This is a genomic window from Acanthopleuribacter pedis (assembly GCF_017377855.1).
Taxonomy (GTDB): Bacteria; Acidobacteriota; Holophagae; order Acanthopleuribacterales; family Acanthopleuribacteraceae; genus Acanthopleuribacter; species Acanthopleuribacter pedis.
The window spans coordinates 33,002-59,603 of record NZ_JAFREP010000027.1; the positions used below are offsets into that span (position 1 = coordinate 33,002).

Here is a 26,602-nt window from a genome sequence, read left to right on the forward strand (position 1 = left end):
AAGCAACCAACAGCCGGCGGCGGTGAGAACGCGGTTTATTCTGGGAAACCAAGGTCCGTCGGCCGCCAATAAGCGCTCAGTGTAGGATTTAGGCCAGTATAACAAGTTCCCGTTTGGATGGGCTAGCCTGCATTTTGTGAGGACTCGGCGAGACGCGGTAAATCGACCCGAAATAATGCACCTTTACCAGGCCCCTCGGAAACCGCGCTAATTTTGCCGCCCATGTCCATCAAGGCATTGGCACTGTGGTGCAAACTTAAACCAAAGGCACCTTCTTTGGTGGTAAAACCGTCAAAAAACACCTTGTCAACATGATCGGCATCGATACCGGACCCGTTGTCACGCAGGCTGAAATACACGGAGCCGCCGTCGTTGCCCAATTCCAATTCAAGCCATTTATCGGCGCGCGGCATGCCCTCCATCGCCTCGCAGGCGTTGCGGCACAGTGAAATAACGACTTGTACCAGCTTGGCGCGTTGTACCCGAACCAAACCCTCGGCACTCCCCTTGCGAATCACGCGCACCTGTTCCCCATCAAAATAAGAGCGCTGTAGCTCCAGGGCGTCGGCGATAAAGGCGTCCAAGGACAAAGGCTCCCACAACACCTGACCCTGCACGTACTGGCGTTGCGCGGCCAAAACCTGCTGCAGGCGTTCCACCTGAACGCGCATCGATTCGTTCTCCCGGCACAAGGTCTGGAACTGCTGATCCATACGGTCGCAAATCGCGTCGAGGTATTCCGGCAACCGCCGCACCCGCTCATCTTCAACGGCGAAGGTTTCCCAGTCGTCGTCGTGTTCCGCGCATATTTGGTTTAACTTGCGCAACATCTCCAGGGGTCGCTGATCGTCCAAGGCCCGTGCGCTTAACTCCCCGGCTGTTTTGAGCGTGTTCAGGTTGTTGCCGACATGGTGCAAGACGTTGGCGGCAATTTCGGCCATGCCCGCCTGGTGCGCCATTTCCAGCAGGTCCCGCGAACGGCGGTGAACCCGCGATTCAAGGTCCTGGTTGGTTTCGTCCAGCTTGCGGGTTACGGCCAACAGGTGCAGGTGCAGACGGATGCGGGGCACCAATTCACTACGCGACACGGGTTTGACCAAGTAATCGTTGGCACCGGCGGCAAACCCCTCGACCAGGTCGCCGACTTGGTTTTTGGCGGTTAACAAAACGACGGGCAAGGTCTCGGGTGCGAAATCCTTGCGAATGCGGCGACACACCTCGAACCCGTTCATCTCGGGCATCATTACGTCGAGCAACACCATGTCAAAGGGACCGTCGCGGGTTAACTTGGCCAAGGCGGCCTCACCCGATTCGGCCTCGTCCAAGGCGTAGTTGTCGAGCGACAGGTAGTTCAACAACACTTGCCGATTCACGGCTTCATCGTCCACCACCAGAATCCGGTAGCCCCGACGGTCCCGCCGCGACACGACCTGCGGCCAGCTACCGGTATCCTCGCTGGGTCCGGGACATACGGAATCCTCGCCGGTTTTGTCGGACAAATTGGAAATGCGCTGCACCATGGGTTCGAACAAGGAACTCTCGCCGACCTCGCCTTCGCCACGCGGTAGCGAAAACGAAAACCGCGAACCCAAACCAAGGTCGGAATCCACCTGAATCACGCCGCCGTGCAATTCCACCAAGCGCCGGGTAATCGACAAACCCAACCCGGTGCCACTCTCCCGGCGCGTATCACTGAGGTCAACGCGTTGAAAGGACTCGAAAATATTGTCCAAATGTTCCGGGGCAATCCCCAAACCGGTATCGGCGACGGTCACCCAAATCATTTGATCGCGCTGCTCGGCGTCGAGGGTCACCCGACCGGATTCGGTAAATTTCACGGCATTGCCGACCAGGTTAAACAAAATCTGCTGCAAGCGAGCCTCGTCTGCCTCCACGGGCGGCAAATTGCGCCCGATGCGGTTCTCCAACTGCAACGCCTTCTCGGCAACCAGGGGTTTGACGATCCCCAACACCATTTCCACCTGGGTAAATACATCCAAACTTTTGGTGCGCAATTCGATCTCGCGCGACTTGAGCTGAGACAAGTCAAGAATGTCGTTCACCAAATTCGAAAGCCGTACGCCGCTGGTGACAATCATCTTGAGGTTGTGCACGGCGGGATCGGGCAAGCGACCGGCGGCCCCTTCGATCAAGGACTGGGCGATGCCGACCATGCCGTTGATCGGGGTGCGCAGTTCGTGGGAGGTCCCGGCCAAAAATCCGTCTTTCAGGCGGTCCACCTCGCGCAACTGCTGATTTAACTTGCGTTCCCAACGCAGCTTCTCGGCCTGAATGCGCCAGATTGCCATAAAAAAGGCGGCAATTAACAGCGCGTAACCAAACAGGGCGGGCGGTGAAAACCAAGGAACGGGTTGCATGCGGACCCCGAGAGTCACGCCCTCCTCGTTCCACACCATGTCGTTGTTCGAACCCTGCACATGCAACTTATAACGCCCGGGATCCAGGTTGGTGAGGGTAATTTCGCGTTTTTCGCCCAACTCAATCCAGGTGCGGTCAAACCCCTCCAACATATAGCGATACCGGTTTTTTTCGGGCCGGGTCAGGTCCAGCGCGGCCACTTCCAGGGTGACGACCCGGTCATCGTAGCTAAGTTCGATGTGATCGGTATAAGCAATGTCGGTTTCGCTTTTGACATCGCGGTAATACTTTTTAAAAGCGGTAAATACCAGCGGAGGGATGTGGGCGTTGGGCAACACATCCTGGGGATCGAAGGAAACCATGCCGTTGAGCCCGCCGAAAAAGAGGCGTCCCCCAAAGTCGGAAAAAGAGGCGCCCTGGTTGAAGCGGGTCACCTGCAAACCGGAGGCGGTGTCGTAGAACCGCAGTTCGCGCGAGACGGTTACCAATTGCACCAAACCCCGGCCGGTGCTAATCCACAAAATCCCGTCGCTGTCTTCTCTGACGGCGTAGACAGGGGTGCGGCCGAATTCCCTGGAAATGTCGGGCGTTGGGATCACCCGCGAGGTTGCGGGATCCCAGCGATCTAGACCCACCGCGGTGCCAACCCACAGGTCGCCGTCGCGGGTTTGGGCCAGGGCCGTCACTCGGTTGTGGCTCAGGGAATGGGCGTCGTTTTTATCGGCGCGGAAATTAAGAAAACGGCCGCCAACTTGGGCGAGCACCAGACCGGCCCCGTCGGTGCCAATCCACAAACGCCGGTCACGATCCTGAAAAAAGACGGTCGCCTCGGCGGGAGGAAAACTGTTGGGCACGGCGGGATCATGGGCAAATTGTCGGAAGCGAAGGGTTTGGGTATTGAGGCGGTTGATGCCGCGCTCGGGGCCGCCACGCAGGGCGATCCAAATGTAACCTTTGTCATCTTGGAACAAGGAACTGATATCGTGGAAGCTGGTGCCTCGATCCGGCGCCACGGGAAAGCGGCGAAAGGTCTCGGTTTTCGGTTGAAACAGGTTCAAACCGCCGCCCTCGGTACCCACCCAAATCCGCCCGTTGCGGTCTTCCAAGAGTGCCCGCACCAAGTTATTGGCGAGGGAGCGATCATCGTTGGGATCGTAGGTGTAGAAGGTTTCCATCATGGCGTCAGAAGCGCCGACGGCAAGTCCCCGCACGGTGCCGACCCACATGCGCCGGTTGGCGTCGACAAGGATCGAAAGCACATTGCTGTCGGGCAAGGAACTGCGGTCGCTGGGATCGTGTACGTAGTGTTCGAAGTACTGCAGACGTCGGTTGAACTTGCTGACACCGGCGGCGGCGTCACCGATCCACATGACGCCGGCCCGATCTTCAAAAATGGCGCGAACCTGGTTGCCGGCCATGCTGGTAATTTGGTCGTCACGATGGCGGTAGTTAAAAAAGGTCTGGGTCTCGGGCACAAACCGAAACAACCCGGATTCGCCGACGCCGAACCATAGGGTTTCAGAACGGTCCTCAAACAAGGTCCCGACCGGCGCCGCGGTGACGCGGCCGGTTTGAGCGGGCTCGGAAAGGGCATCCCCAGGGTCGCCCAACACCACAAAGCGGGAAAAGCGGCCGTCGAGGGGGTCGAGGCGGTCCACGCCGCCGTGGACGTTGGCACACCAAATCAGGCCGCGGCTGTCGAGCAATAAATCACTGAGATCGTTGTCAGCCAGACTAAACGGATTGTTGGGCTCGTGACGGTAGCGCGTCAGTTCGTCGGTAAAAGAATCATAGGCGATCAAACCCTGTCCCGCGGCCAACCACAACACGCCCTGCAAATCCTCGACCATATCGCGAATTTGCGCGCCGCCGAGTGGGAGGGCCAAAGGTGTCACCGTTCCGAGCCCGCCCTTGGCGGGGCGCCGATGCCATAAGCCGTGTTTTTGGGAGGCGATGAGCAAGGTACCGTCGCCGGAAAACAGCAGGGCGGTGACTTCTGAACCCAGTGAAAATCCCGATTCGCCACCCTCAATCGGTACTTTTTCAAAGCGGCGCCGCGCCGGATCAAAACGCAGCAAGTAGCCGGATCGGGTACCGACCCAAAAAAAGCCGTCGCCGTCCTCAACCACGGTAGAAACCCGGCGCAAGGCTCGCGGTGTGGCGGGATCGTGGGGCACGGTGAGGTTTAGGAAGGTATAACCGTCGTAACGGCTCAGACCCGCCTCATGGGCAAACCACAAAAAGCCTTTGCGATCTTGAAAGATGACCTGAATGTCGGTGCCGGCCAAACCTTGTTCGGCCCCGAGCCGGGTGAATTCCAAGTTTTTATTTTGGGCATGGAGCGGCGCGGGCGGCAGGAGTAACCCAACCAGAGCAACGAACCACGGACCCGCGCGACGCAGGGGCTCAAGCCACGGAGGCACAAAAAACCTCAAACACCCGCGGCGACGCAGAAAGGGCGCGCCGGCAACCAAGAATTCGGGAAGCGGTGGAAACAGCGAAGCGGTCAAAAAAACAGAAAAGGGGCAGGCGGATCATGCAAACGACCTGGGGAGAAACCATCCCACGGTGATGTCGGAACCGGCGCCGCGGCTCCCGAGGGAACAAACCAGAAAGGGCCCTACAGGAAGATGATTTCTGTGATCAATCTGAAGCGAAGAGGTTTCGGCAAAGCGGAACCACCGCGAGGGTGGGTGCTGTCGTTTCACAAACCACGGCGGTCCGAAGGTTTGACAAAAGCACCGGGGGTCGCGCTTTTTGGGTTAATGCTTGTTAAGGCGTTCTTGAATGCGGTGCCACAGGGCTTCGGCTGCGTCCTCAAATTGATCCCACGCTTCCTCGGCAACATCGGCCAACTTGGCAAAATCCAACCGCGCCGCGGATAAATGCTGTTCGAGATGGTCAATGGAATCATGTTGTAAGGTCTCGCGGGCGAGCGCCGCCTGGGCCTTGTTTTGCGTCAGCTTCTGCTCCATTTCTTGGATCTTGGCTTCGAGCTTTTCAAGCTGGACTTCTTTTGCGTGGCGGGTTTTCCCGTCCAAATGTGGATGAATGCGTTCGGGGTCCTGATCGGTCACGGTTTCATCTCCCAAATGAGCGAGGTTTGGCGAGCCCGTCTCGCCGGGACACGGGGACAGTCTCGTATCCCGGAATAAACGGATGGAAGTTGCCGATTAGAATAACATTGAAATGCCGACGCAAATCAGCGGGATCACGAAAAAAACAAAGACAATGTAGCCAATTGCCAACGCCTTGCGTTCAGCGGCAAGATCAGCCAGTTTTTGGGCGCCGACCAGCGGGATGTTGCGCAAAAACGGGACCGAGTAGATCAAGAAAACCGCGAAGGTGTTGTACAACATGTGAACCAGGGCGATCTCCATGGCGAAAACCGCGTTACCACCCGAAATGGCCGTGGCCGCGAGCAACGCGGTAATGGTGGTGCCGATATTGGCGCCCAGGGTAAAGGGGTAAATTTCTTTCAAGCCAAAGACACCGCTACCGGCAAGGGGAACGGCCAAACTGGTGGTGGTTGAGGAACTTTGTACCAGCACGGTGACCACGGTCCCCGAAAAAACCCCGGCAACCGGACCGCGACCAATGGCGGCGTGAAGCATGGCTTTGGCACGTCCAACCATGACCTGCTTCAGTAACTTGCCCATGTAGTAAATCGAGAAAAAGATCAGCAAAATCCCGATCAGGATCATCAAGATCCCGCCGAAAGGCTCGGGAATCCCGGACAAAATATCTCTGATGCTACTGGATACCGGCTTGGTGGCGGCCTTCAAGAGGTTAAACGAACCGGTATCAAGGTTGGCGGAGCCAGTCATGATTTCGGAAAGCCACAGGGCGATTTTCTCCAATAACCCGGTCGCCATCTCCAAGGGAAGGAAAATCACCACGGCCATTAAGTTAAAAAAATCGTGGACGGTAGCGGCAGAAAAGGCGCGGCGAAACTCGGATTTCTCACCAATGTGACCCAAGCTCACCAAGGTGTTGGTGACGGTGGTGCCGATGTTGGCGCCCATGATCATGGGGATGGCGGTGGAAACGGGCAAACCTCCCGCAACCAGGCCAACGATCACGGAGGTCACGGTGCTGGACGACTGCACCAACGCGGTTCCCAAGGAACCCATTAACAGACCCATAAAAGGATTGGTTGCAAAGGCAAACAAACGTTCGGCGCCCTCCGCACCGCCGGAAGCCCATTTAAAACCGGAACCGATGGTTCCGACGGCCACGAGTAAAAGATAAATAAGTGCGACGATGGCCAACCATTTAGCGGGCCCGGCCGCGCCGGCCTGGGCGCCCTCGGTGTCGCGAGGGCCTTGAGAGGAAGTGGAGGCATGTGATTGATTCACGGGGATGCTCCCGAACAAAGATTCCAGCCGTGTGAAGCGGCAAGTAAAAGGGTAAACCGAATGAAGCCAAGAAAGAAGGTGTGTTTTGATGGCTTTTTTGTGAGTTTTTTGCGAGAAATTCACATAATCACAACACAAGTTCAGCAAACCCAAACACCCCGTCTGGATGGAACGCCCAACGTCGCCAAATAAACCTCATGATCGCGGCGAAACGCGGGAAACAAAAAGCGTGGTTGTTCCATCGTGTTGCCCGTCGCATCAAGCGCGCGGCGACAGGCCCACGCAACTTGCCGAAGAAAGCGCCAAATTGGGCGACGAGACGCACGAAACCAACAACCTACAACAGCTTGCAAAAAGTCACCACACACCGGGGGGGGGGTGGAGCCGCTTTTCTCAAGTGAGGTCACAGCGAATCGCCTAGCAAAATCAGCCGCACACGCCGCGCTCCGCGAGCGAGGAAACAAAAACGAAAACAAGCACACTTAACAAGACGGCCCCGACGCCGAACAACCTATCATGAGGCGGGGGTAGCACAATTGCGGCAAAACGGAAGACGGGCTCACCGCAAATCAAAGGAACCAAATCTTACCAAATTCTCTAAAAAAGTTTCCCAAATAATTCTAGGGAAACGCCATCCACGACGATTTCGATGCGGTTTCCCCGCGTTACCACCCAGGGTCCCCCCGGTTTCCGCGAGAGTTGAGCCTAACGCAAGCCGCGCTTGCGTTAGGCGGTCTTAATTGGCAGACGCGCCAACACCGGCATCTTGGACCCACTGCAGGGCTTCGAGATAAAGCGACGGAAGGGGCGCGGGATCCAACCCGGCTTTTTCGGACCAGCTTTCCACGGCCGGCCAATCACCCGCCTCGTACGCGGTGACCACTTCTAAAACGTTGCGATGATTACCTTTGCCACGGTGAAGCAGGGCTTTTTTGATGTCCTTTACCAAAGGGATCTCCAAAAGAACTTCCATTAAAGGGCGGTCCAATAGGGCATCGATCACGGTGAATAGGCCCATCAGAAAAAATTCCGAACGCCGCTGTTCCAACCCTAATTTGACGGAGATGAGTTCACATAAGCGCGCACGCAAGGCGGCGGTTTGCATCAACTCGAAGGGTTTGTCCTCGGCCATGGTGGAAAGCGAAAGCAAGGTCGCCCATTTCTTGACTTCCACCGCGCCGATCAAAACCAAAGCGTGGCGGATCGACTGAATTTGATTGCGCAGAGCAAAAAAGGCGGAGTTGATGTAGCGCAGCAGTTTGTAGCTCAGGGCAAGATCTTGTGAGATCAGCTTTTCGAGGGTAGCGAAATCGATTTCCGGTTTGTGGATTTCTTTGAGCAACTGCAAGTAGATCAGGCGGTTGCCAACGAGATTGCGGCGACTGAGAATGGTCGGTCGACAGAAAAAGTAACCTTGAAAATAGTGAAACCCCATATCGAGGGCTTCGCGAAAATCGGCCTCGGTTTCAAGCTTCTCGGCCAAAAGCAACTTTTTGCGGGGCAGCAGTTGTTCCACCAAGCGCCGGCAGGCATCGCGGCTCATGGCGCGCCAATCGATTTTAATGATCGTGGCCAGGTCAACCAAAGGCGAAAGGGCCTCACGGTAGACAAAATCATCGAGGGCCAGGGTGAAACCTTTGTCCTTGAGGCGGGCACAAGCGGCGATGACCGCGTCATCGGGTTCGACATGTTCGAGAATTTCAAGCACCACATCGTGGCGCGGCAGCAGGCCCGCGTGGCGGCGGACCAACATGTCACGGGTGACGTTGACGAAGGCTTTTTTGCCACCGGCGATTTTATCGATGCCGAACAGGAAGGTACTGTCGGCGATCACGCGCGCGGCGGCCTCGTTCACATCGTGATGACCAAAAAAATTAGCAAGCCCGTCGCGGAACAACAATTCATAACCGAAGACATCGCGGTCACGCTTAAAAATCGGTTGGCGAGCGATAAAGACGTCCATAAAAAACGGCTCCGGGAGGCCCGACGCGGCGGGCGGAATTTGCCGAACAGACGGGGAACCCAAAAAACGCGGCGCGCCTCAGGCAAGGGCAGCTCGCGTGTTGCGCTTTTCTCGCGGCAACCGCGAGGAATGTGCGCCAGGCCCCGCGAGGGTTTTTTGGGGTCGGGAGCGCCGACACGAAAAGTACAAGGTATTTTGGTTAAATCCCTGACGTAAAACGGCTTGCCAAAAGCAAATCGTGGTTACACAGGGTCGGTAACTCCAATTCAAAGGCCGTTATAGCACAGAGATTTAGCGACCATCACCGTGACTTTTCGCGTTTCTTAGGTCAATTCGCTTAGGTTAGTATGCTTTTCCTGTTTCCGAAAGGGGCCGGCTCACGACCATGCGATTTTCATTGGATCGGGCTTGACGAATGCGAGACCCAAAAACACTTCACGCTTCGGCACGGGCCGACTATAGTGGTAAGGATCGCGGGAGGAAGGGTTTATGAGTCAAACGACGCAGTTGTTACAGGCATTGAAACAAACGATTCGCGCCCGAGGTTTAACCTACCGCGACGTTGCCGGTCGGGTCGGCATTAGCGAATCCAGCTTGAAGCGCTGGTTCTCGGATCAATCGGTGACCCTTAAGCGCTTAGAAGACATTTGTAATGTCCTAGAAATCAACATCCTCGAGTTGGCCAAACTCACCGACATGTACAAGGCCGAAAAAGTGGGCAAGCTCAGCCTGGAACAAGAGGAACAATTGGCGGCCGACCCGCAGTTGCTTTCCTATTTTTATTTGCTCATTAATTCCTACGACCCGGTTTCGATCCGACGCGAATTCGAGGTCGATGATTTGTCGGAACTGCGGTTCCTGACCCAGCTTGACCGCATGGGCCTGATTGAACTCCATCCCGGCAACCGCGTGCGTTTGCGCTGTTCCCGCATTATTGAATGGCGCGAGGGCGGTCCGGTGCGCCGCGCCTATGAAACCATGGTCAAACAAGAATTTTTGCAGGATGATTTCAGCCGCGCCAACGCGACCCTGCACTTCCGCACCGGCGAGCTGTCGGATACTTCGCTCCAATTGTTGGACCGCCATGTGGCGAAGCTGGTGCAGGCTTTTAATGATTTGACGGAAGGCGACCTGAAGGAACCAAGCGACAACAAACGCGGCGTCGGTCTAATGATCGGGTTTCGACCCTGGGTCTTCTCGCTGTTCACAAAGCGCAAGCAGGATGGTTAGGGGAACGAACGCATCCCCCTCGCATCACGGAACCCTGTCGCTGCCGAGCCGACGCCCGTTTCAGCGCCCTCGTTGCTCGAAACGCAACATCGGGGCGGCACCACACCGCCCCAAACCTTTAACCAAAAACGGCCATCTCGAAACGGCGCTGGTACGCCTTAACCACATCATGGTCGCGGCCCAGCCATTCAAAAAGGCCGATAAACGCCAAACGCGCCCCGTCCTCGTCGTAGCTCTTGTCGCGGTACAGCACCTCGAGAAAGGCATCCAAGGCCTGCTCAAATTCGCCGGCGCGCGTGGCCTGCAAAGCCTCCCGGTAGTAACCGGCTAACTTGGAATTGGCGTGTTCCGGCAGTTTGTCGTCCTCATTCATCAACACCCGCGCCAAACCGATAAACTTCTGCGCCACATCGTATTGCTCGGCATCCTCTGAGATCCGCGCCAAATAAGCTTTGACCTTTTCGGGATCAACAAACACGGCACAACGGGCATAAAAAACGCGGTTTTCGTCGCTGTCGTCTTCAAGGACCACTTGCTCCGCCGCCGCGGCGGCTTCGGCAAATTTACCCGCAACCAAAAAGCCGGTGGCCTGTTGGCGCGGATCACCCGGATCGACCGGCGGTTCTTCCGCCGCCGCATCTTCAAGCGGTAGGGCGGCATCGCCTAAGCGTTCGGCAAACCACTGACGCAACTCGGTTTCGCTTTTGACACCTTGGAACATATCAACCAATTGCCCGCCAAACACCAAAACGCAGAAAGGAATGCCCTGGACCTGGAATTGACCGGCAATGTGGGGATGCTCGTCGACATTAATTTTCACGAGCTTCCAAGCACCCTTGGCCTCGTCGGCCATCTTCTCAAGCGTGGGTGAAAGCTGGGTGCAGGGACCGCACCAAGGGGCCCAAAAATCAATGAGGACCGGGGTCTGGATACTCGCTTCCACAACATCTGTTTGGAAATCTTGTAATTCGTACGTCATGACGTTCACTCCGCGTGTGGCATCGCTGCCGGTTGGTGGCATCCCAAGACGGTGGGCCGCCTGCCGACCCCCTATCATCTCGGAGTGCAAGCGAACCTGGCAAGAAAAAACTCACCCGTCCGGTGTTTCGAAAAGCATCGCGATCATACGCGATAATTCTTCTTTTCCGAAGGGTTTTTGAATAAAGCCGTCGGCGGCGCCGACACCGTCCCCCTCGGCGGACTGGTCCACGCTGAAACCCGAGGTCATCACCACCGGCACCCTGGGATTAAGGGCACGCAGGCGCACCAAGGTTTCGCTCCCGTTCAAACGCGGCATCACCATGTCCAAAAGCACCCAGTCCAATTGCGCGTGGTGCGCCTCAAACACGGTGACCGCCTCCAAGCCGTCGACGGCGGTAAACACCTCGTAACCCATGCGCTGCAACAAATTAGCCGCCATGGAACGCAATACTTCCTCGTCCTCGACCACCAACACGCGCCCACTGAATCGGCCGGCGCAGGTGTCGGCGGTTTCCTCTTCCACCGCGGCGCCCCCGTCCTGAAGCGGCAACCACAAATGGAACGTCGTTCCCCGCCCCAGCTCCGAATGGACTCGCGTCAACCCGTTGTGGGATTTGATGGTTCCGAATACCGCCGCCAATCCCAAACCGGTCCCGTGGCCTGGTTCCTTGGTGGTGAAAAAAGGTTCGAAGATGTGGTCCAAGGTCTCCGGCGACATACCCGAACCATCGTCACATACCGAAATCTTAAGGTAACGGCCGGGCGGAAGGCCGTGCTTGGTACAAAAGGTCACATCCGGCTCATCTTCTTGGGTCTCGAAAATCAACTTTCCGCCGCCGGGCATAGCATCGCGGGCGTTGACGCCCAGGTTGATCAAGGCGCTCTCCAACTGGCTGGGATCCCCCAAAACCCCGTGGTGAACCGCGGCCAGGTTCAGCTTGATTTCGATGCGCCGGTCAATGGTGCGGCGTAAAATGGAGACGACTTCACCCAAAAGCGCGTGCAGGTCGACCGAAACCGATTTGCGTTTGCCCTTGCGTGAAAAAGAGAGTAGCTGGTAAACCAAGTCGGCGGCGCGCCGGCAGGTTTGCCCGATTACCCGCGCATAATTTTGCAATTCGGGCCGGTCTTCCAAATCTTCGACCAGCATTTCGCTGTAGCCGAGGATGCCGTTAAGCAAGTTATTGAAATCGTGGGCGATGCCACCCGCCAGCAACCCAATCGACTCTAGCTTGCGCACCTGATTGAGTTCGTTCTCCAGTTCGCGTTCGGCCCCCACATCGCGAAACACAATCACCGTTCCCCACAGGTTACCTCGATTGCCGCGAATCAAACTGCCCGTTTCCTGAATCAAGTGTTTTTCGCCGTCCTGCGCGCTGAGCACCACATCGCGATGGGGGAGCACCGCGTGTTCGTCGCGCAGCAACAAGCCGGCCGGGTCGGGCAGAGCCGTTTGTTCCTCTGGTTCATAGGTTTGGTAAACCACACCGACCGGTTGTCCGACCGCGTCGTCCACCGCCCAACCGGTGAGCGCGGCGGCTACCGGATTAATGCGAACGATGCGACCTTGGATATCGGAGGCAATGACCCCGTCGCCGATGGAAAGCAAGGTGGAGGACAGCCGCTCCTCACTTTCTTCCAAGGCACTGAAACTGCGTTTCACCATGTCAATATCAAGCGCGACCCCTTCAACAAAACCGTCTTCGGCAAAATACCGCGCCGAGACCTTGATCCAAAAAGCCGGTTTGTTGTTGGGTTTAATGAGGATTTCGTGGTCGGCCACCGAACCCTGTTCCTTCAAACGGCGTTTGACGGCGCCCAGATCTTGTTTGGATTCGAAATGGTGCTTGAGATGGATGGGTCCCTGAAATTCGCCGTGATAACCAAGCATGGTGCGGCAGTAGGCGTTGGCCAAAAGGATGGTGTCGTCCGAGGTGCGGATGCGAAAAATACCCACCATGGCTTGTTCGTACAAATTTTTGTACTTGGCGCGGCTCTCGCGCAGGCGTTCCAGCAACAACAGGTGGCCGAGCGCGTCAGTCACTCGCAAACCGATGTCGCGCAGAAGCCGTTTATCGGATTCGCTCCAGGCGCGAGCATGGCTGCACTGGTGAATGCCGAGCACCCAGGGATCGCCGTCAATCGGGCGCAGGGCGTACATCAGTTCCGAGCGCACTTGAAACCGTTCTTGGATTTCACTGGGATAACCGCCCTCAAACACGCTTTGCAACGGCCAGTCCTGGGCCAGCAACTCACGAAAACGCTGCCGCGTTTGTTGCGAGGCTTCAAAGGACAAACCCGCGGCGAAGGCACCGGGAAAGCGAGGTCGTGTTTGTTCCGCACGCACGGTGTAGCGTTCCGCCTCGGGATTACAGGGGTACAGCAACCAAACGCGGTCGCAGTCGAACACATCCAACATGGCCGATTTGACGGCGTCGAGCATGTCCCCCACGACTTGTTTGCCGCGCAACAATTGGTTAATGCGTTCCAACTTTTCGAAGTACGCGAGTTGTTCGCCGTACTCCCGATCCATGGGGAGGTTGAGATCAGCCTCAAGCGGGCGCCCGTAAACCAATACATAATTGCAACCGTCCGTGGGGCCTAACGGTCGCAGGGTCATGTTCATGCGGCGGAAGAGGGTCACCTCGGCAAGGTCGACGATCTCACCATCCAGCGCGGCGGCACAGGCAGGTTCCAGTTGGTGTTCCCGGCGTTCGGCCCGCCCGCCCCAGGACGGATCCCAAAGCGGTTTACCGAGCACGTGGGCCAAATCCGACTCGGTCAGGGCCAGCGCGGCTTGATTGGCAAAAACCACCTTGGCGGCGGCGTCGAGCACCCAGAGCGCGGCGGTTTGCCGTGCAAAGATTTCAAACCACAGGTTCTTTTTGCGGACCATCATGTCAAAGAACCGTTCGAGCCCGTGCTGATGAGGCACTTTGCCGGCCCAGTCGGCCATTTTGAGTACGAGTGGTTCCAGGCGATGGAGGCGGCCGCGCGTCCAGCCCTCGGGCATAAAGCCGCCCAGCTCAGTCCCCGCGGTTTCCGAGAGAAATGTGCGGAAGGCGGCCTTTGGTTGCGTTTGGAGGGCAAAGGCGGGGTCGCCAAGCATCAGGCAGGCCCGCGTGCCGTCGTTGTGAAACACGGAAAAACCCATTACGGCTTGCTTGGGTTGAAGCGCGGGCTCTAGAAAAGAGAGATCGGGAAGATGGGGGGCGGCATCGCCGAAGACCACCATCCGGCCGCGTTGGGCGCCGTGACGGGGCCACCAGTTTTCCAAAGCGTTGCCCTCGGAAAAGGGTTGTCCGTGTAAGTGGCCTTGATCCAGCGCCCAAATACGCCAGCCGTACCATAAGCCGCCCTCACAAGAAGGTGCACAGGTCAACAAAACCGCGGTTTGGGCGCCAAAGGCGCCCGCAAAGGCATGCAGCATCGCGGCGAGGGCGTGTTCATCATCCGCCTCGTGCCGGTTGGCCGCCTCAGCCGTCATCCATTGTTCGAGTAGCCAGGTATAACTCTGGATTTGCAAGGGTTTCGCCTCAAGATCGGGGAGATTGACGACCGTGCCCCAACCTGCACCGTCCGGCCCAGGCCGCCGTTTCCGACGTTCGGACCGCCGTTTCCGACGTTCGGACCGCCGTTTCCGACGTTCGGACCGCCGTTTCCGCGAGGAGCCAGGTGAATCGGAAGGCAGCCAAAGGCATCAGGCTTGAACCTATAGAAGGGTCGACAGGTTGAAAAAATGATGGGTGGAAAACAGTTTCCTCCATTATCAATGATCTCCAGCAGAAAAGAAAGCACGGAGGGACGGCACCGGTCCGGCCGCGGTTGCGACGCAGCAAACCCATCGACGCATGTTCAATCGGCCCTGAGACTGCTAACATAGTTTTTTTTCAAAACCACCTTTATCCCCTTGGAGCAACCATGCGCAGTCGCTGGTTTCACAAGCCCACCATCCACACCGCCCACAGTGAACACGAGAAACGTGCCGGTTGGCTGGAGCTTTTTTACGATCTGATTTTTGTCGCATCCTTCATTCAACTGGGCAACGCCCTCAGCGATTACGTTTCCATCGAACGCTTTGTCGGCTTCGTCGCGCTGTTCACGCCGTTGTGGGTGATCTGGACGGGTTTCACCCATTTCGCCAACCGCTTTGATGTCGACGATTTTATGCACCGCTTGATGGTGTTTCTGCAAATGTTCAGCGTCGGCGCCATGGTTGTCACCGTCCCCCAGGCGTTGGCGGGTAACCACCAACCCTTCGCCTTCGCGTGCAGTGCCGCGCTGTTGTTGGTTGCGCTTTTTTACCTGCGCACCCACACCCACCAGACCGACGCGCGCGATTCCACGCGCCACTGGTTCCGCATCTACTTGGTGGCAGCCTCAATTTGGTTCGTGTCGGGTTTTGTCCCCAAGCCGGCCGCTTATTTCGGATGGTTCCTCGGGGTCGCGGCCGTAATCACGGCGCCCCTGGGCAGCCGTTCTCGCGCCTTGGCCGAACGCTATCCGATTGACTTCGAACACCTCTCCGAACGTTACGGCCTGCTCACCCTGATCGTTTTGGGCGAATCCTTCGTCAAAGTTCTGGCCGCGCTGACCCAGCACGCCGAACTGGGTTACATCATCCCCTCCTGTTTCGGGTTGCTGCTGATTTGTTCCATGTGGTGGATCTACTTCGACGATGTGGCCGGCAGCCATTTGCGCAAAAGCCCGTTGGCCTACCCCCTTTGGCTTTACGGCCACTTGCCGCTTCAGTTCGGCATGATTGCCGTGGGCGTCGCCCTCAAGAAAGTAACCTATTTCGACATGTGGGAGATCGGCGAGGCCAAATACCGCTGGTTGCTCTGCGGTTCGCTCGCGATCACCTTCTTCGCCGCGGCACTCATCGATTCGGTCTCGGAACGCAAACACGCCGAGCTCAGCGACCATCTGCGCGTTAACGTGCGCCTGTTTTCCGGCTTTGTGATTTTGCTGTTGGCGGCGGCAGGCGGCGCGATGCCGGCGATATGGTTCCTCACCATGGTGGCGGCGGTCGGCATCATCCAAGTCGCCTTCGACATGATGATGGCCCCGATGGAAGAGCACCAACTCGCCACCCCGGCCACGACCCTTGCCGAATTGGCCAAACAAGACAAACCCCAAAACACCCATTCGCGCATTCCCGACGTGGCCCAAGCGGTACGGCGCGGCACCCCTTCCAATTACCGTTCCGATCTGTACGTTTATTTTATGCAGGGCTCTTGGACCAGTTTGCTGCTCACCGCGGTCACGGTGTTCCTGCTGCTCAATGTGATTTTCGCGTCCTTGTACCTGCTGGTCCCCGGCTCCATTGAAAACGCGGCCGGCAAATCCTTTGCCGACGCCTTCTTCTTCAGTGTGCAGACAATGTCCACCGTCGGCTACGGCACGCTTAATCCCGGCAACCTGTACGGCAACATCGTTGCCACGGTTGAGGCAGGCGTCAGTTTACTGTGCATCGCCCTAATCACGGGCCTCATGTTCGCCAAAGCCTCGCGGCCACGCGCCTCGGTCATCTTCAGCAAACCCATCCTACTCACCCGCTACGACGGGAAACCGGTGCTTATGCTCCGTGCCGGCAACGCGCGCGGCAACGAGTTGATGGACGCCACCATCACGCTCTCCATGCTGCGCGACGAATTCACGGAAGAGGATATCCACGTGCGCCGCGTGCATGATCTCAAACTCGTGCGCAACCATACGCCTTTTTTCTCGCTCACCTGGCAGGTGATTCATATGATTGATGAGGAAAGCCCGCTGTACGGCATGGAATGGGAAGAAATTCCCAATCAGGTGGTGGTGTTTATGGCGACGATCATGGGTCACGACGGCACCTACGGCCAAACCAACTACGCCCGCCATACTTACCAACCGGAAGATCTCCGTTGCAACCAGCGCTTTGTGGACGTGCTCTCCAATTTGGAAGACGGCCGCATCATGGTGGATTACGAGAAGTTCCACCAAACCGTGCCGCTAGAGACGGAGAAATCAAAAGAAGAGGCGTGATGCATTTTTCTGGCACGATTAGTGCACCTAATTCAGGCAATTGAATCCGTGCGTCATTGATCGACGTCGCTTTTTTTTGAAGAACACAAGGCCCAGGGGCGGGCATCCCCGCCCGGTACATTGACAATTCATGGTTTTTTAAGTCAGAAATAAAAAAAACCCCGAGCTTTTCGCTCGGGGTATCCCCCTGATAAACAAAGAGATGAACACAAGGAACTGTTTTAAGAGAATTAACCGGTCCGAATCTGCCGGTTTTCACTCCCCATCACTCACCCGAATTTAAGTGGTGGGGATTTTTTTATTCCGCCCAGCAGTGATTTATAGTATCGACGATTTGTTCGTAAAACTGAACCAAAAAATTCATTTTTTTGGGTCGGCGATTCAATTTTTTGAATCCACCGCACAAAAGCCCTGGTTTTCTTGGATTTCTCGCCAAGCGTGTGGCCGGTCACTGCACCCTACCCGCAACATTTTTAGGACAAAATCGCTTTTGCCGGCCAGGACCTGATAAAATTAGGCCACTTCATTCCCTCAACCCAACCCTCGGCCCGATTCAACCGGCAACCCCTGCTATGCCCCCGCGCCTCGGGATGGGACATCCTTATCTGTCACGGAGAACCCATGGCCGGCAATAAGATGATTGCGCTGGTGCAACAGCACCAGCAGGACTGGCGGCAATACATGCAGGCCAACCCTGGTGTTTTGGTAATGGGCAGCGATTTGTTGGTGCGCTCACTGGACCGGCTGGCCATGCTGATCGGCAGCGCGGCCCAACCGGCCGTCGCCAAAACCATCACCCAAAAAGCCGAATGCACCGAGATGGTCCGCCAGCTCAAGGGCTCCCTGGTCCTGGTAAAAAAAGCCGCGTTTCGGCCAGGCGAACACGCCGACGGTCACCTAAACCAAGAAAAGATCATGTTTTTGCTCAACGGCTTAGGTAATTTACTGAACGAGATTGAGAAACACCTTAGCGGCGCGGGCCCGGCCGTCGGCGAGTCAGGTATAAGCTTGGGCGACCAGGTGGCGACCCGCCAACAGCTCGAACGAGATCTGGCCGCGCGCGAGGGCCAAGAAACCTCGATGGTCCGTTTTGAATTCGACGGCTTGGAGAAAATCAACAACCGCGAGGGGCGCGAAAAAGGCGATGAGGTGCTGAAGCAAATCGCCGAAATCATCCAAAATATTACCCAGGGTCAGGCACAAATCTACAAGGACGGCCCCGGTTTTTCCGTCGTCGGCGATTGGCAACGGGAAAACCAGGTGCGCGATTTCAGTTCAAAGGTTCGTACCCACATTGAACAAACGCCCAAGGGCAACATGCTCAAGGTGGTGATCGGGGTGGTGCTGAATGAAACTGAAAACGTGATGGACCACGCCCAGCAGGCCGCCGCGGGCAGTGAAAAAGGCGAGACGGTCATTTTCACCCCCGAACTGGAAGCGGCAACCCTTGCCGCCAACAACGAACACCAGCTCGCGATTCAAATTCTTGAACAGGGCGAATTCTATGCGGCGTACCAGGAAATCTTTTCCAAGGCAAAGGTCGGGTTGTTCAGCAAACCAAAGCGCAAGTTCGAGGCGCTGTGGCGCTCCCCCCAGATGTCCCCGTTCAAGTTCTTCAAGTCAATCAAAGAAGAAGGTCGCCTGCGCGAGGTAACCGCCAAGCTTTGGCCGAAAATTTTTGCGGAAATCGCCCCGACCCCTTACGAACTCGCCCTCAACATCACCGCGGAAGAGCTCGAGCAGCACATCGACGGCAAACCCTTTCTCGAATGGTTTGAGCAGACCGCCCAAACCCACAAGGTTCGTTGCTCCAACATTATTATTGAACTGGTTGAATGGAGCGACGACGACGAACTCACGGAAAGCGGCCTGGACACCCTGCAAGGTTTGATAAGCCTAGGCTGCTGCCTCGCGCTCGACGATTACGGCGTGCGCAGCTCCAACCTGGTGCGGGTCATGCAATTATGCGAATACGGGATCATCCCCGATTACTTCAAGGTCGACGCCGCCCTGGTTAAAGGCCTCAACCGCTACATCCAAAACAAAGCGGACGGGGAACGGTTCCGCCACAGCGTGATCGGCATTCGTTCCATTGTGGATCTGGTCAGGGAATTGCGAAAGGAAACCAAAAAAGAAATCGGCATCGTGGCGGAATTCGTCGACAACCAACTTTTGCAGCGGAGCCTGGAAAACCTTGGTGTGACCCACTTCCAGGGTTTTTTCTTGGCAAAACCCAAGCCGGCGGCGCAAGCCTTTTCTTAAGCGATGATTTGAGGATGGTGCTGTTTTCTCCATTTCCGCAGGGGATGGCTTGGGGATCGGGCTGATGGCCCTTTTTTGCTTGGCTTGGGGTCCTTTTTACTTGGGCGGCTATTCGGATTTGGGGTAGACCCACTTCACCAAAACAACAACTTCAATCGCCCATCCTCTATCTATCAAAACATCCTGAGAAATGAGCGCAATCCAAGCCACGCCCGCCAAAACCGAACCCATCCCCACCACCTAAATCTGTGAGGATCTTCATCCTTTGCCGTTCCTCACCTGAAATCAGCCGCTACGTGGCGCGCGCCGCATTATCGCCGGTTTGTTTTGTCAGGATGCGCCGTTCCCGATATAACAAAGTTGCAACGCTTTGCATGCTTCTTGTTCAAGTACTCACATTCATTTTTGTTCCGGCCCGTGCCGTGAACTTGCCGCTCGCCACGCATCTTTTTTGCCGCAACTCAGCGGACCTCCTTCTGGCTGAACCCGTTTTTCCCGCCAGGCCTTTTATGTGCGGCCTTGGGTTCCCTTGGTCCTGCTTTCGCTTGATGAAACCGTGCGCCCTCGTGCGCCGCGTCGCGGGCTCTTTGAGGAGCGAATTATGTTTCCAAAACGTCCCGTTTTTGTGTCTCTTGTCCTGCTGCTGATCGCCTCGTTTTCGTTCGCAAGCGACCCGACCCTCGTGTTTTACGAAAAGTCGGCCAAAGAACATTTGGGCGACCTGATCCTCAACCACCCACTCAGTCCCAAGCAGAAACCCTACGTCGCCGGCTGGCGCGCCGAAGATCCGGCCTGGTGGCGCGACCCCCGACGCAACAGCGAATCCCTGGTGCGCTTTAACCGCATTCTCAACCTGGCCACCCATCCCGAAAGCACGGCCGCAAGCCTGCGCGAACATCCTGAACTGTTCGGCATTGATGTGATTCCCGGTGATCCGGCCGCGGGTTACGGCACCTGGCTGCGCATTAATCACCAGCTTCGTCCCGATCTGCTCGTTTTTGAAAAGCGGTTGATTCAATACCTGGCCGAGGTGTATCAGGATCTCGGCGGCAAACAAGCCGGCAGCGGAACCACCACGGTGGATCCGAGCGCACTCGCTAAGTTGCCCTGGTTCGTCGACGAACAAGGAAAGATGCCCGACGCCCGCGTGACCAAAACCCTGACCTCGGCCCTCAAGCGGCTGTTCCCACGCTCCCAGAGCCACCACCTGGACGGTGCCGAGAAGTTCGTCAAACTCCACAAAAAGATGGAACAATGCGGCGGCGACCGCACCACGTGTTTTTCCGATGTGATGTGGCGCCAACTCAAAACCCACTTCACCCAGCAACAAAACCGTGTCAACCGCTTTCTGGCCGCGGTCGACGGACCCTTGGCCGACCGCCTGGTCCGGCACCTCATTCAAGAAGCAACCCAAGGCCGCATGCAAACGCTGATCCCGGTGGTCCCTGCCGAATTGCCGGCGGCCTATCTAGAACAGTACGCGACCCAAGCAGCGAGCGGCCGGGTTGACAGGGATCCGGCCCAACGCATCGGTGCCCTCTACCGCCTCTCGGTACAATCCACCCTGGTCAACACGCAACCGGCCTTTGCCCTGAAAAAGCAACAAGCGACCGGGCCGCGCCGTCTCCAACGCGGTGAATTCCTCAAACACCACACCTGGAAAACGGTTGTCGATTACGGTCTCCCCCATCGCGGCATGGCCTATTTGGTCGCCCTGCGCGCACAAGGCCTCGACCTGCAAATGCAGTTCACCCTGGCGCAAACCGAGGCGAACCGCACCGCGGTCACCCGCCGCACCGAGGGTAAACGCAACTACCATCCCGATTTCACCCTGCCCGATACCCTGGTGGAAGGCAGTGCGATTCACCACGAAGGCGCCCTCACCGCCCTGTTCGGCGAGCAAACGGAAGCGGACACGGCCAATCTCACGCTCGCGGTGGCGCCGCTCCTGAGGCTTTACCCCAAAACACCGCACCAGCGCAAACAACCGCTGATCACCATGGGCAACGTGTGGCACGAACGGGTGCAACTGGAGGAAATCGCCCCCAACCTGTTCCGGGGTCGCCTAAACGCCCAAAATGGACCGCGCACCTTCTTCCTGCCACTGACTACCTTTGAGGCGACCGCGTTTCCACCGGTCGATCCGATTTGGGAAGCACGATTGGCGAGCAACGATCCCACGCTGTAACCTCGCCATTTTCAAAAAAAGCCGAAATAAGGATCTTCCCGACCCCTTATTTCGGCTTTTTTGTCATTAAAAAGACCTCTTCTGCCAAGTGTTCCCGCCACAACAGATAAAGTCCCTTATGATACCGGTAATGGGATCTTTATTCGTTGAGGTCAGGAACTGCCATGTCCAATGAAGCCAAGCAACTAACCACCAGCGCGGCATCGGCCGTCGGCCGCTGGAGCACCCGCGAACTCGAACTCGTCATTTCCGGGGCGGTCATCGTCGCCCTTCTGCAGCTACCCGCGATTCTCAGTGGCTGGGCGGCGGAAATCGCGCCCCACCTAAGCCGAAGCTGGTTTATGGTGCCCTACATGTTTTATTACTGCGGGTTGGTCGTGCTTTATCCCGTGATTCTTTGCTTTTCGCTTCACTTCATCCTGCGCGGTTTTTGGGTGGGTCTGCTGGGCTTAAACGCGGTGTTTCCCAACGGCATCCGCTGGGATCATTGGAAAGGCGCGGCAATTGAAAAAGCCCTTTATCAGACGCGCGGTGATTCGGTTCAAAACCTTACGAAAAAGGTCGATGCCGCCTGTAGCCTCATGTTTTCCATGATGTTCAGTCTCATTTTTGTGCTGATCGCCCAATACACCGCATGCGCCGTCATCACCCTGATTTTTATTCTGATCGCCTACCAAATCACCCCTCATTTCAACCCGCTGTGGTTGATGCTGGCGGCCTTTATTATTGTTATGAGCATTGGCTTCGGAACCCGGATTCTGGCCGCGATGCTCTCCAGACCCTTGGCCGACGATCCAGACTGGGCCGACCGCCACCCGAAGCGCTACCAGTTTGCGCTGAAGTTATGTGAGGTCGGGTACCTGTTTTCCCTGGCGTTTGTCGCCTCACCGATTCAATGGACCCAATCCACCAATGTACCGCGGCGATGGGTGGTCGTCGCCAACCTGGTGCTGATGTACACGGCGATCTTGTGCGCGGTCGGTAGCATTCTCATCGGGTCGGGTATGGTGACCATGACCAGTGACATATGGACCCCGGCCCACGGCCTGGAAACCAGCGCCTACCCGGAACACTACGAAAATCGCCGCTTGCCAGGCGTCCTGTCGCAGGAACCCAGCATTCAGAGCGATATGATATCGGACGACTATTTGCGGCTCACGATTCCACTCAGCCTCAAGCGAGACAACGAACGCATGGCGGCTTTTTGTCCCGATTTGAAACCCATGCGGCAAGAAGGTTTTCGTTTCGGGAGCGCGGCCAACAACGGCGATCTCGAAGAACGCGCGGCGCTGCTGGCGTGTTTCAGTCAATGGATCACCGTGGAACGCAACGGGCAGGTCCTCAACCCCGAGTTCCTGTTCTCACGGGATCCCGTCAGCGGACTACCATGCCTGCTGGCCTATATTCCCTGTGACGACCTCCCCACCGGCCGCCATCTTTTAACCATCACCAAAAAACCGTTGGAGGGTGATGAAGACCGCGTCCGAGACGACCGGCCCCCAACCCGCTACATTCCTTTCTGGAAAAACGCGCATTAATCTCCTTGTCCAACGATTTTTTCCGCCTAAGCAAAGTTCTTGCCTATCGAAACGGCACCCAAACGCACCCTATGCCGCACAGGGGCATGAGGGCCGCAGAACCTTTACGTTGGCAGCATTCGCCAACCGAGCGGTATGGCAACTAAGAATCCCCAACCACACAAACCTATTTATTACAGCTCATTACAAACAAACCGCAACTTTTTTAAAACTTTTCGAAAAATTTACCTAACTTTTATCGCTATCCCTTGTGAAGACGGTTCAAGCACACGCGGCAACCGGATTCGGCAGGTTCTTCCCATCCGTTCGGCTCTTGCTCGGAGCCAACGCACGGTGATCGCTGACCACCGCGCAACGGGAAAATCGGCCGCCAACCGCCGCTTGTTTCGCGTGACCTTTCCCGAAGCGCTCACTTCGCGGATTCTCGATTCACCAGAAACCGTCTCATCCAGATCGGACTGTCTACCCGCTTTCATTCCAGGCATCTGATCGCTTTGAAAACACCAGAGGAGTTCCACATGAGATTCTATGCATCGCTCGTGCTGTGCTTTTTATTTTCGTTGACTTTGATCGCCCAAACCCCGGCCTTACACAAACAAGAGTTTTCTCGTGGCAAGACCATGTACGTCCAAGGCAACCTTGGCGAATTGGGCATTGGCAAAAAGGCCGGCTCTGAAGCAGCATTTGTTCAACAACAGGTAGCCCCCAGCCGCAACAAACGCGCCATTGAAACGCTGGACGTTACCCGCACCGAATGGGACGACCTCGGCATGAAACACACCAAAGTCGGTCAGTTCATCAACGGCATGCCCGTTGAAGGCGCCGAAGTCGTGGTACACAGCGACAGCGCGGGCAGCATTTTTTACATGAACGGTCTTCTGGCCAACACCGACCGTACCGCGCTCAGCCCCACCATCACCGCCGACGAAGCGGTCGCCAACGTTTTGGAAAAGCACAACATCAAAGCCTACGAGATGGTCGCGAAACCCGAACTGACCTATGTCGCCGACGAAAACGGCGAAGCCTTCTTGGCTTACAAAATGACCCTGTTCTACAACGACGGCGAGAAGATGAACGAAGACGCGATCTTCGCCGACGCTACCGGCCAAAACCGCTTCGTACGCTGGCCACAACTCTGCGGCGCCCTTAGCCGTGCCATTTACCTGCCCGACCCCAACAGCAACAACTACGCGCTTGCCCGCTCGGAAGGCGACCCCACCATCTCCGGTGATGCTTACGCCAACACGGTTTACAACCAGCTCGGCACCACCTACAACTACTTCCTCAGCACCTTTGGTCGCGATTCTTACGACAACCAAGGCGGCATCATGCGCGCCATCGTTCACGAAGGCAGCGCGAGCTGGAGTTCTTCTCAGGACGTGATGATCTGCGGTGACGGCGACGGCACGAGCTGGGGCAACTTTTGTGAATCCCTCGACGTGATCGCCCACGAAATTGGCCACGGTGTGACCGATTATGAATCAAAATTGGTTTACGCCAACGAATCAGGTGCGCTGAACGAAGCTTACTCCGACATCTTCGGCGTCGGTGCGACCATCTACACCAGTGGCGTGAACAGCGACACCTGGCTGATCGGCGAGGAAGTTTACACCCCAAATACACCCGGCGACGCGTTGCGTTACATGAACAACCCCACCCGCGACAACCAGTCTTATGACTACTACCCCGAGCGTTACACCGGAAGCCAAGACAACGGCGGCGTCCACCTCAACTCCGGTATCATGAACCTCGCGTTCTACCTGATGTCACAGGGTGGCAGCCACCCGCGCGGTAAAACGTCCACGGTTGTTTCCGCCATCGGCAACGCCCGTGCCCAACAAATCTTCTACCGCGCTCAGGTTCAAGGTTACTTGACCGCCAACGCCACCTTTGCCGACATGCGCGCCGCCAGCATTCGCGCTGCTGAAGACCTCTACGGTTCCTCCATCTCCGCTTCCGTGGCCGACGCCTGGACCGCGGTTGGCGTCGGAACAAGCGACAACGGCGGCGGCGATGACTGCGCCACCGGCACCTTGTCTTCTTCCAACACGGAAGACTTCTACACCATCTCCGGCTCCGGCAGCACTACCGTCAACCTCTCCGGTCCGTCCGGCACCGATTTCGACCTGTACCTGCAACGTTCCACCAACGGTGGCCGCTCATGGCGCAACATCGCTTCCAGCACCAGTTACACTTCTGACGAAAGCGTTACCGCCACGCTGTCTTCTTCTTTCAGCTACCGTATCCGCGTCGCTCGCTACAGCGGCTCCGGCGAGTACACCGTCTGCCTCCAGTAAGCGAGGATTAACAGTTCCTATCCAACATTCCCTCAACGGAAAATAGGAAAACCAAGGTTCGGCAGTCGCCCTCGGGTGGCTGCCGTTTTTTGTGTTTGGGTGGGTGCCCGGATGGCTCACCATGAGCTACCTTGGACCTAACCCGCATTTCTCACAAGGAATTCTGCTACGAAGCCGAAAGCCATGCGATTACGAGGGGGCGGCCTTCCGCGTTACTCGGTCGAGCCGCCTTCGCCGTAGCGCTGCTACGCCGAAAGGTCGGACCCCTGCGCCGTCTCTCGGTCGTATTCTTCGTACTCACAAGGCTTTCTGCTTCTCGCGACGAATCCTTGTGAGAAATGCGGGCTAATTTTCCCCGGCGAATCGCACCATGCTCCGGCTGGAATTGGCACCGTGAACCCCGAAGGTTGTGGGGCCGACGCCTTCAGCGTCTACACGACGTGAACTCCCGGGGACCCAGAACAAACGGTTGTTTCACAACTCTTTGATCAGACCGGAACGCCCTCTTTGGACCATTGCCGACCCGGCGCGCCCCGGAGCGGGCCGCACCACCTCATCCACGGACCATGCTCCGGCTGGAATTGGCACCGTGAACCCCGAAGGTTGTGGGGCCGACGCCTTCAGCGTCTACACAACGCACCCCCCTGGTACCCAGAACAAACGGTTGTTTCACAACTCTTTGATCAGACCGGAACGCCCTCTTTGGACCATTGCCGACCCGGCGCGCCCCGGAGCGGGCCGCACCACCTCATCCACGGACCATGCTTTGAATGAATGCGAGGCTCCGCCTCGCCACCCTGGACGCCCTCTGAAGGAGGGCAATAGGTCAGCCCCGGGTACGACCATTGAAAATGGTCGTACCCTGGGTCTCGGGGGTTCACGAAGCGGAAAACGCTGAAGGCGTTGACACCAGAGGCGCCTGGGGTTCAAGCCCGCGGCGTTTCATGGCGTCAGGGTCGGTTTTGGGGTGGTGTTGGTTTGTTGGGTTTGGTTGGGTGTGGATGGTGTTGATTTGTTGGGTTTGGTTGGGTGTGGATGGTGTTGATTTGTTGGGTTTGGTTGGGTGTGGATGGTGTTGATTTGTTGGGTTTGGTTGGGTGTTGTTTGGCCGGCGCCTTCAGCGGCCTGCACGACGGGAACCCCCGGGGACCCAGAGCAAAGGGTTGTTTTACAACCCTTTGATCTGGGCTGAAATCACCGGCGCCCTCGGCGCCTATGCGCCTTCAGCGCAACCAGTCGAGGTTCACCTCCGGTTCACGATTTAAATTAGTTATGGTCCATGGTTCACGGTGTGCGACCCCGGTGGGGTTCGCCGGATTAAAGCCCCTACAAACATTCCGCCACATCCGCATATCAACCCGGTGGGGTTCGCCGGATCAAAGCCC

At 56.9% G+C, this 26,602-nt stretch carries 12 protein-coding genes; 6 read left to right on the plus strand and 6 right to left on the minus strand.

Annotation, left to right across the window (positions count from 1 at the left end):
- Positions 1–122: 122 nt before the first annotated feature.
- From J3U88_RS24880 to J3U88_RS24895, 4 genes are all read right to left on the minus strand, one after another.
- On the minus strand, positions 123–4,802 hold the full coding sequence (locus J3U88_RS24880) for a two-component regulator propeller domain-containing protein (RefSeq protein WP_207861708.1): 4,680 nt from the start codon (positions 4,800–4,802) through the stop codon (positions 123–125).
- Positions 4,803–5,141: 339 nt separating this feature from the next.
- A complete protein-coding gene (locus J3U88_RS24885; RefSeq protein ID WP_207861709.1) occupies positions 5,142–5,456 on the minus strand; it encodes a hypothetical protein in 315 nt (104 codons plus the stop codon).
- 96 nt (positions 5,457–5,552) lie between these two features.
- Positions 5,553–6,650 (minus strand): Na/Pi symporter, encoded by a 1,098-nt coding sequence (locus J3U88_RS24890; protein ID WP_243436144.1) that lies wholly within the window; start codon positions 6,648–6,650, stop codon positions 5,553–5,555.
- An 823-nt stretch (positions 6,651–7,473) separates the two neighbouring features.
- The gene (locus tag J3U88_RS24895; protein ID WP_207861711.1) at positions 7,474–8,700 is read right to left on the minus strand and encodes an EAL and HDOD domain-containing protein; all 1,227 of its coding nucleotides are present in this window, start codon (positions 8,698–8,700) and stop codon (positions 7,474–7,476) included.
- A 489-nt stretch (positions 8,701–9,189) separates the two neighbouring features.
- On the opposite strand from J3U88_RS24895, the gene J3U88_RS24900 reads away from it, so the two are divergent.
- The gene (locus J3U88_RS24900; RefSeq protein ID WP_207861712.1) at positions 9,190–9,930 is read left to right on the plus strand and encodes a helix-turn-helix domain-containing protein; all 741 of its coding nucleotides are present in this window, start codon (positions 9,190–9,192) and stop codon (positions 9,928–9,930) included.
- Between the two features lie 118 nt (positions 9,931–10,048).
- Here the strand turns inward: J3U88_RS24900 and J3U88_RS24905 are convergent, their stop codons facing one another.
- Together J3U88_RS24905 and J3U88_RS24910 are read right to left on the minus strand one after the other, a co-directional pair.
- Positions 10,049–10,909 (minus strand): tetratricopeptide repeat protein, encoded by an 861-nt coding sequence (locus J3U88_RS24905; RefSeq protein ID WP_207861713.1) that lies wholly within the window; start codon positions 10,907–10,909, stop codon positions 10,049–10,051.
- 111 nt (positions 10,910–11,020) lie between these two features.
- Positions 11,021–14,437: a response regulator gene (locus J3U88_RS24910; protein WP_207861714.1), complete on the minus strand. Its 3,417-nt coding sequence runs from the start codon at positions 14,435–14,437 to the stop codon at positions 11,021–11,023.
- 395 nt (positions 14,438–14,832) lie between these two features.
- Between J3U88_RS24910 and J3U88_RS24915 the strand changes: the two genes are divergently transcribed.
- The 5 genes from J3U88_RS24915 (at position 14,833) to J3U88_RS24935 (ending at position 25,217) form a co-directional block, all read left to right on the plus strand.
- Entirely contained in the window at positions 14,833–16,932 is a 2,100-nt protein-coding gene (locus tag J3U88_RS24915; RefSeq protein ID WP_207861715.1) for a low temperature requirement protein A, read from the plus strand.
- A 621-nt stretch (positions 16,933–17,553) separates the two neighbouring features.
- Positions 17,554–19,194 (plus strand): bifunctional diguanylate cyclase/phosphodiesterase, encoded by a 1,641-nt coding sequence (locus J3U88_RS24920; protein ID WP_207861716.1) that lies wholly within the window; start codon positions 17,554–17,556, stop codon positions 19,192–19,194.
- 601 nt (positions 19,195–19,795) lie between these two features.
- Positions 19,796–21,382, plus strand: coding sequence for a hypothetical protein (locus J3U88_RS24925; RefSeq protein WP_207861717.1), 1,587 nt, complete (start codon positions 19,796–19,798; stop codon positions 21,380–21,382).
- Between the two features lie 164 nt (positions 21,383–21,546).
- Positions 21,547–22,920 (plus strand): hypothetical protein, encoded by a 1,374-nt coding sequence (locus J3U88_RS24930; RefSeq protein ID WP_207861718.1) that lies wholly within the window; start codon positions 21,547–21,549, stop codon positions 22,918–22,920.
- Positions 22,921–23,438: 518 nt separating this feature from the next.
- Positions 23,439–25,217, plus strand: a complete 1,779-nt coding sequence (locus J3U88_RS24935) for a M4 family metallopeptidase (RefSeq protein ID WP_207861719.1) — start codon at positions 23,439–23,441, stop codon at positions 25,215–25,217.
- Positions 25,218–26,602 lie beyond the last annotated feature (1,385 nt).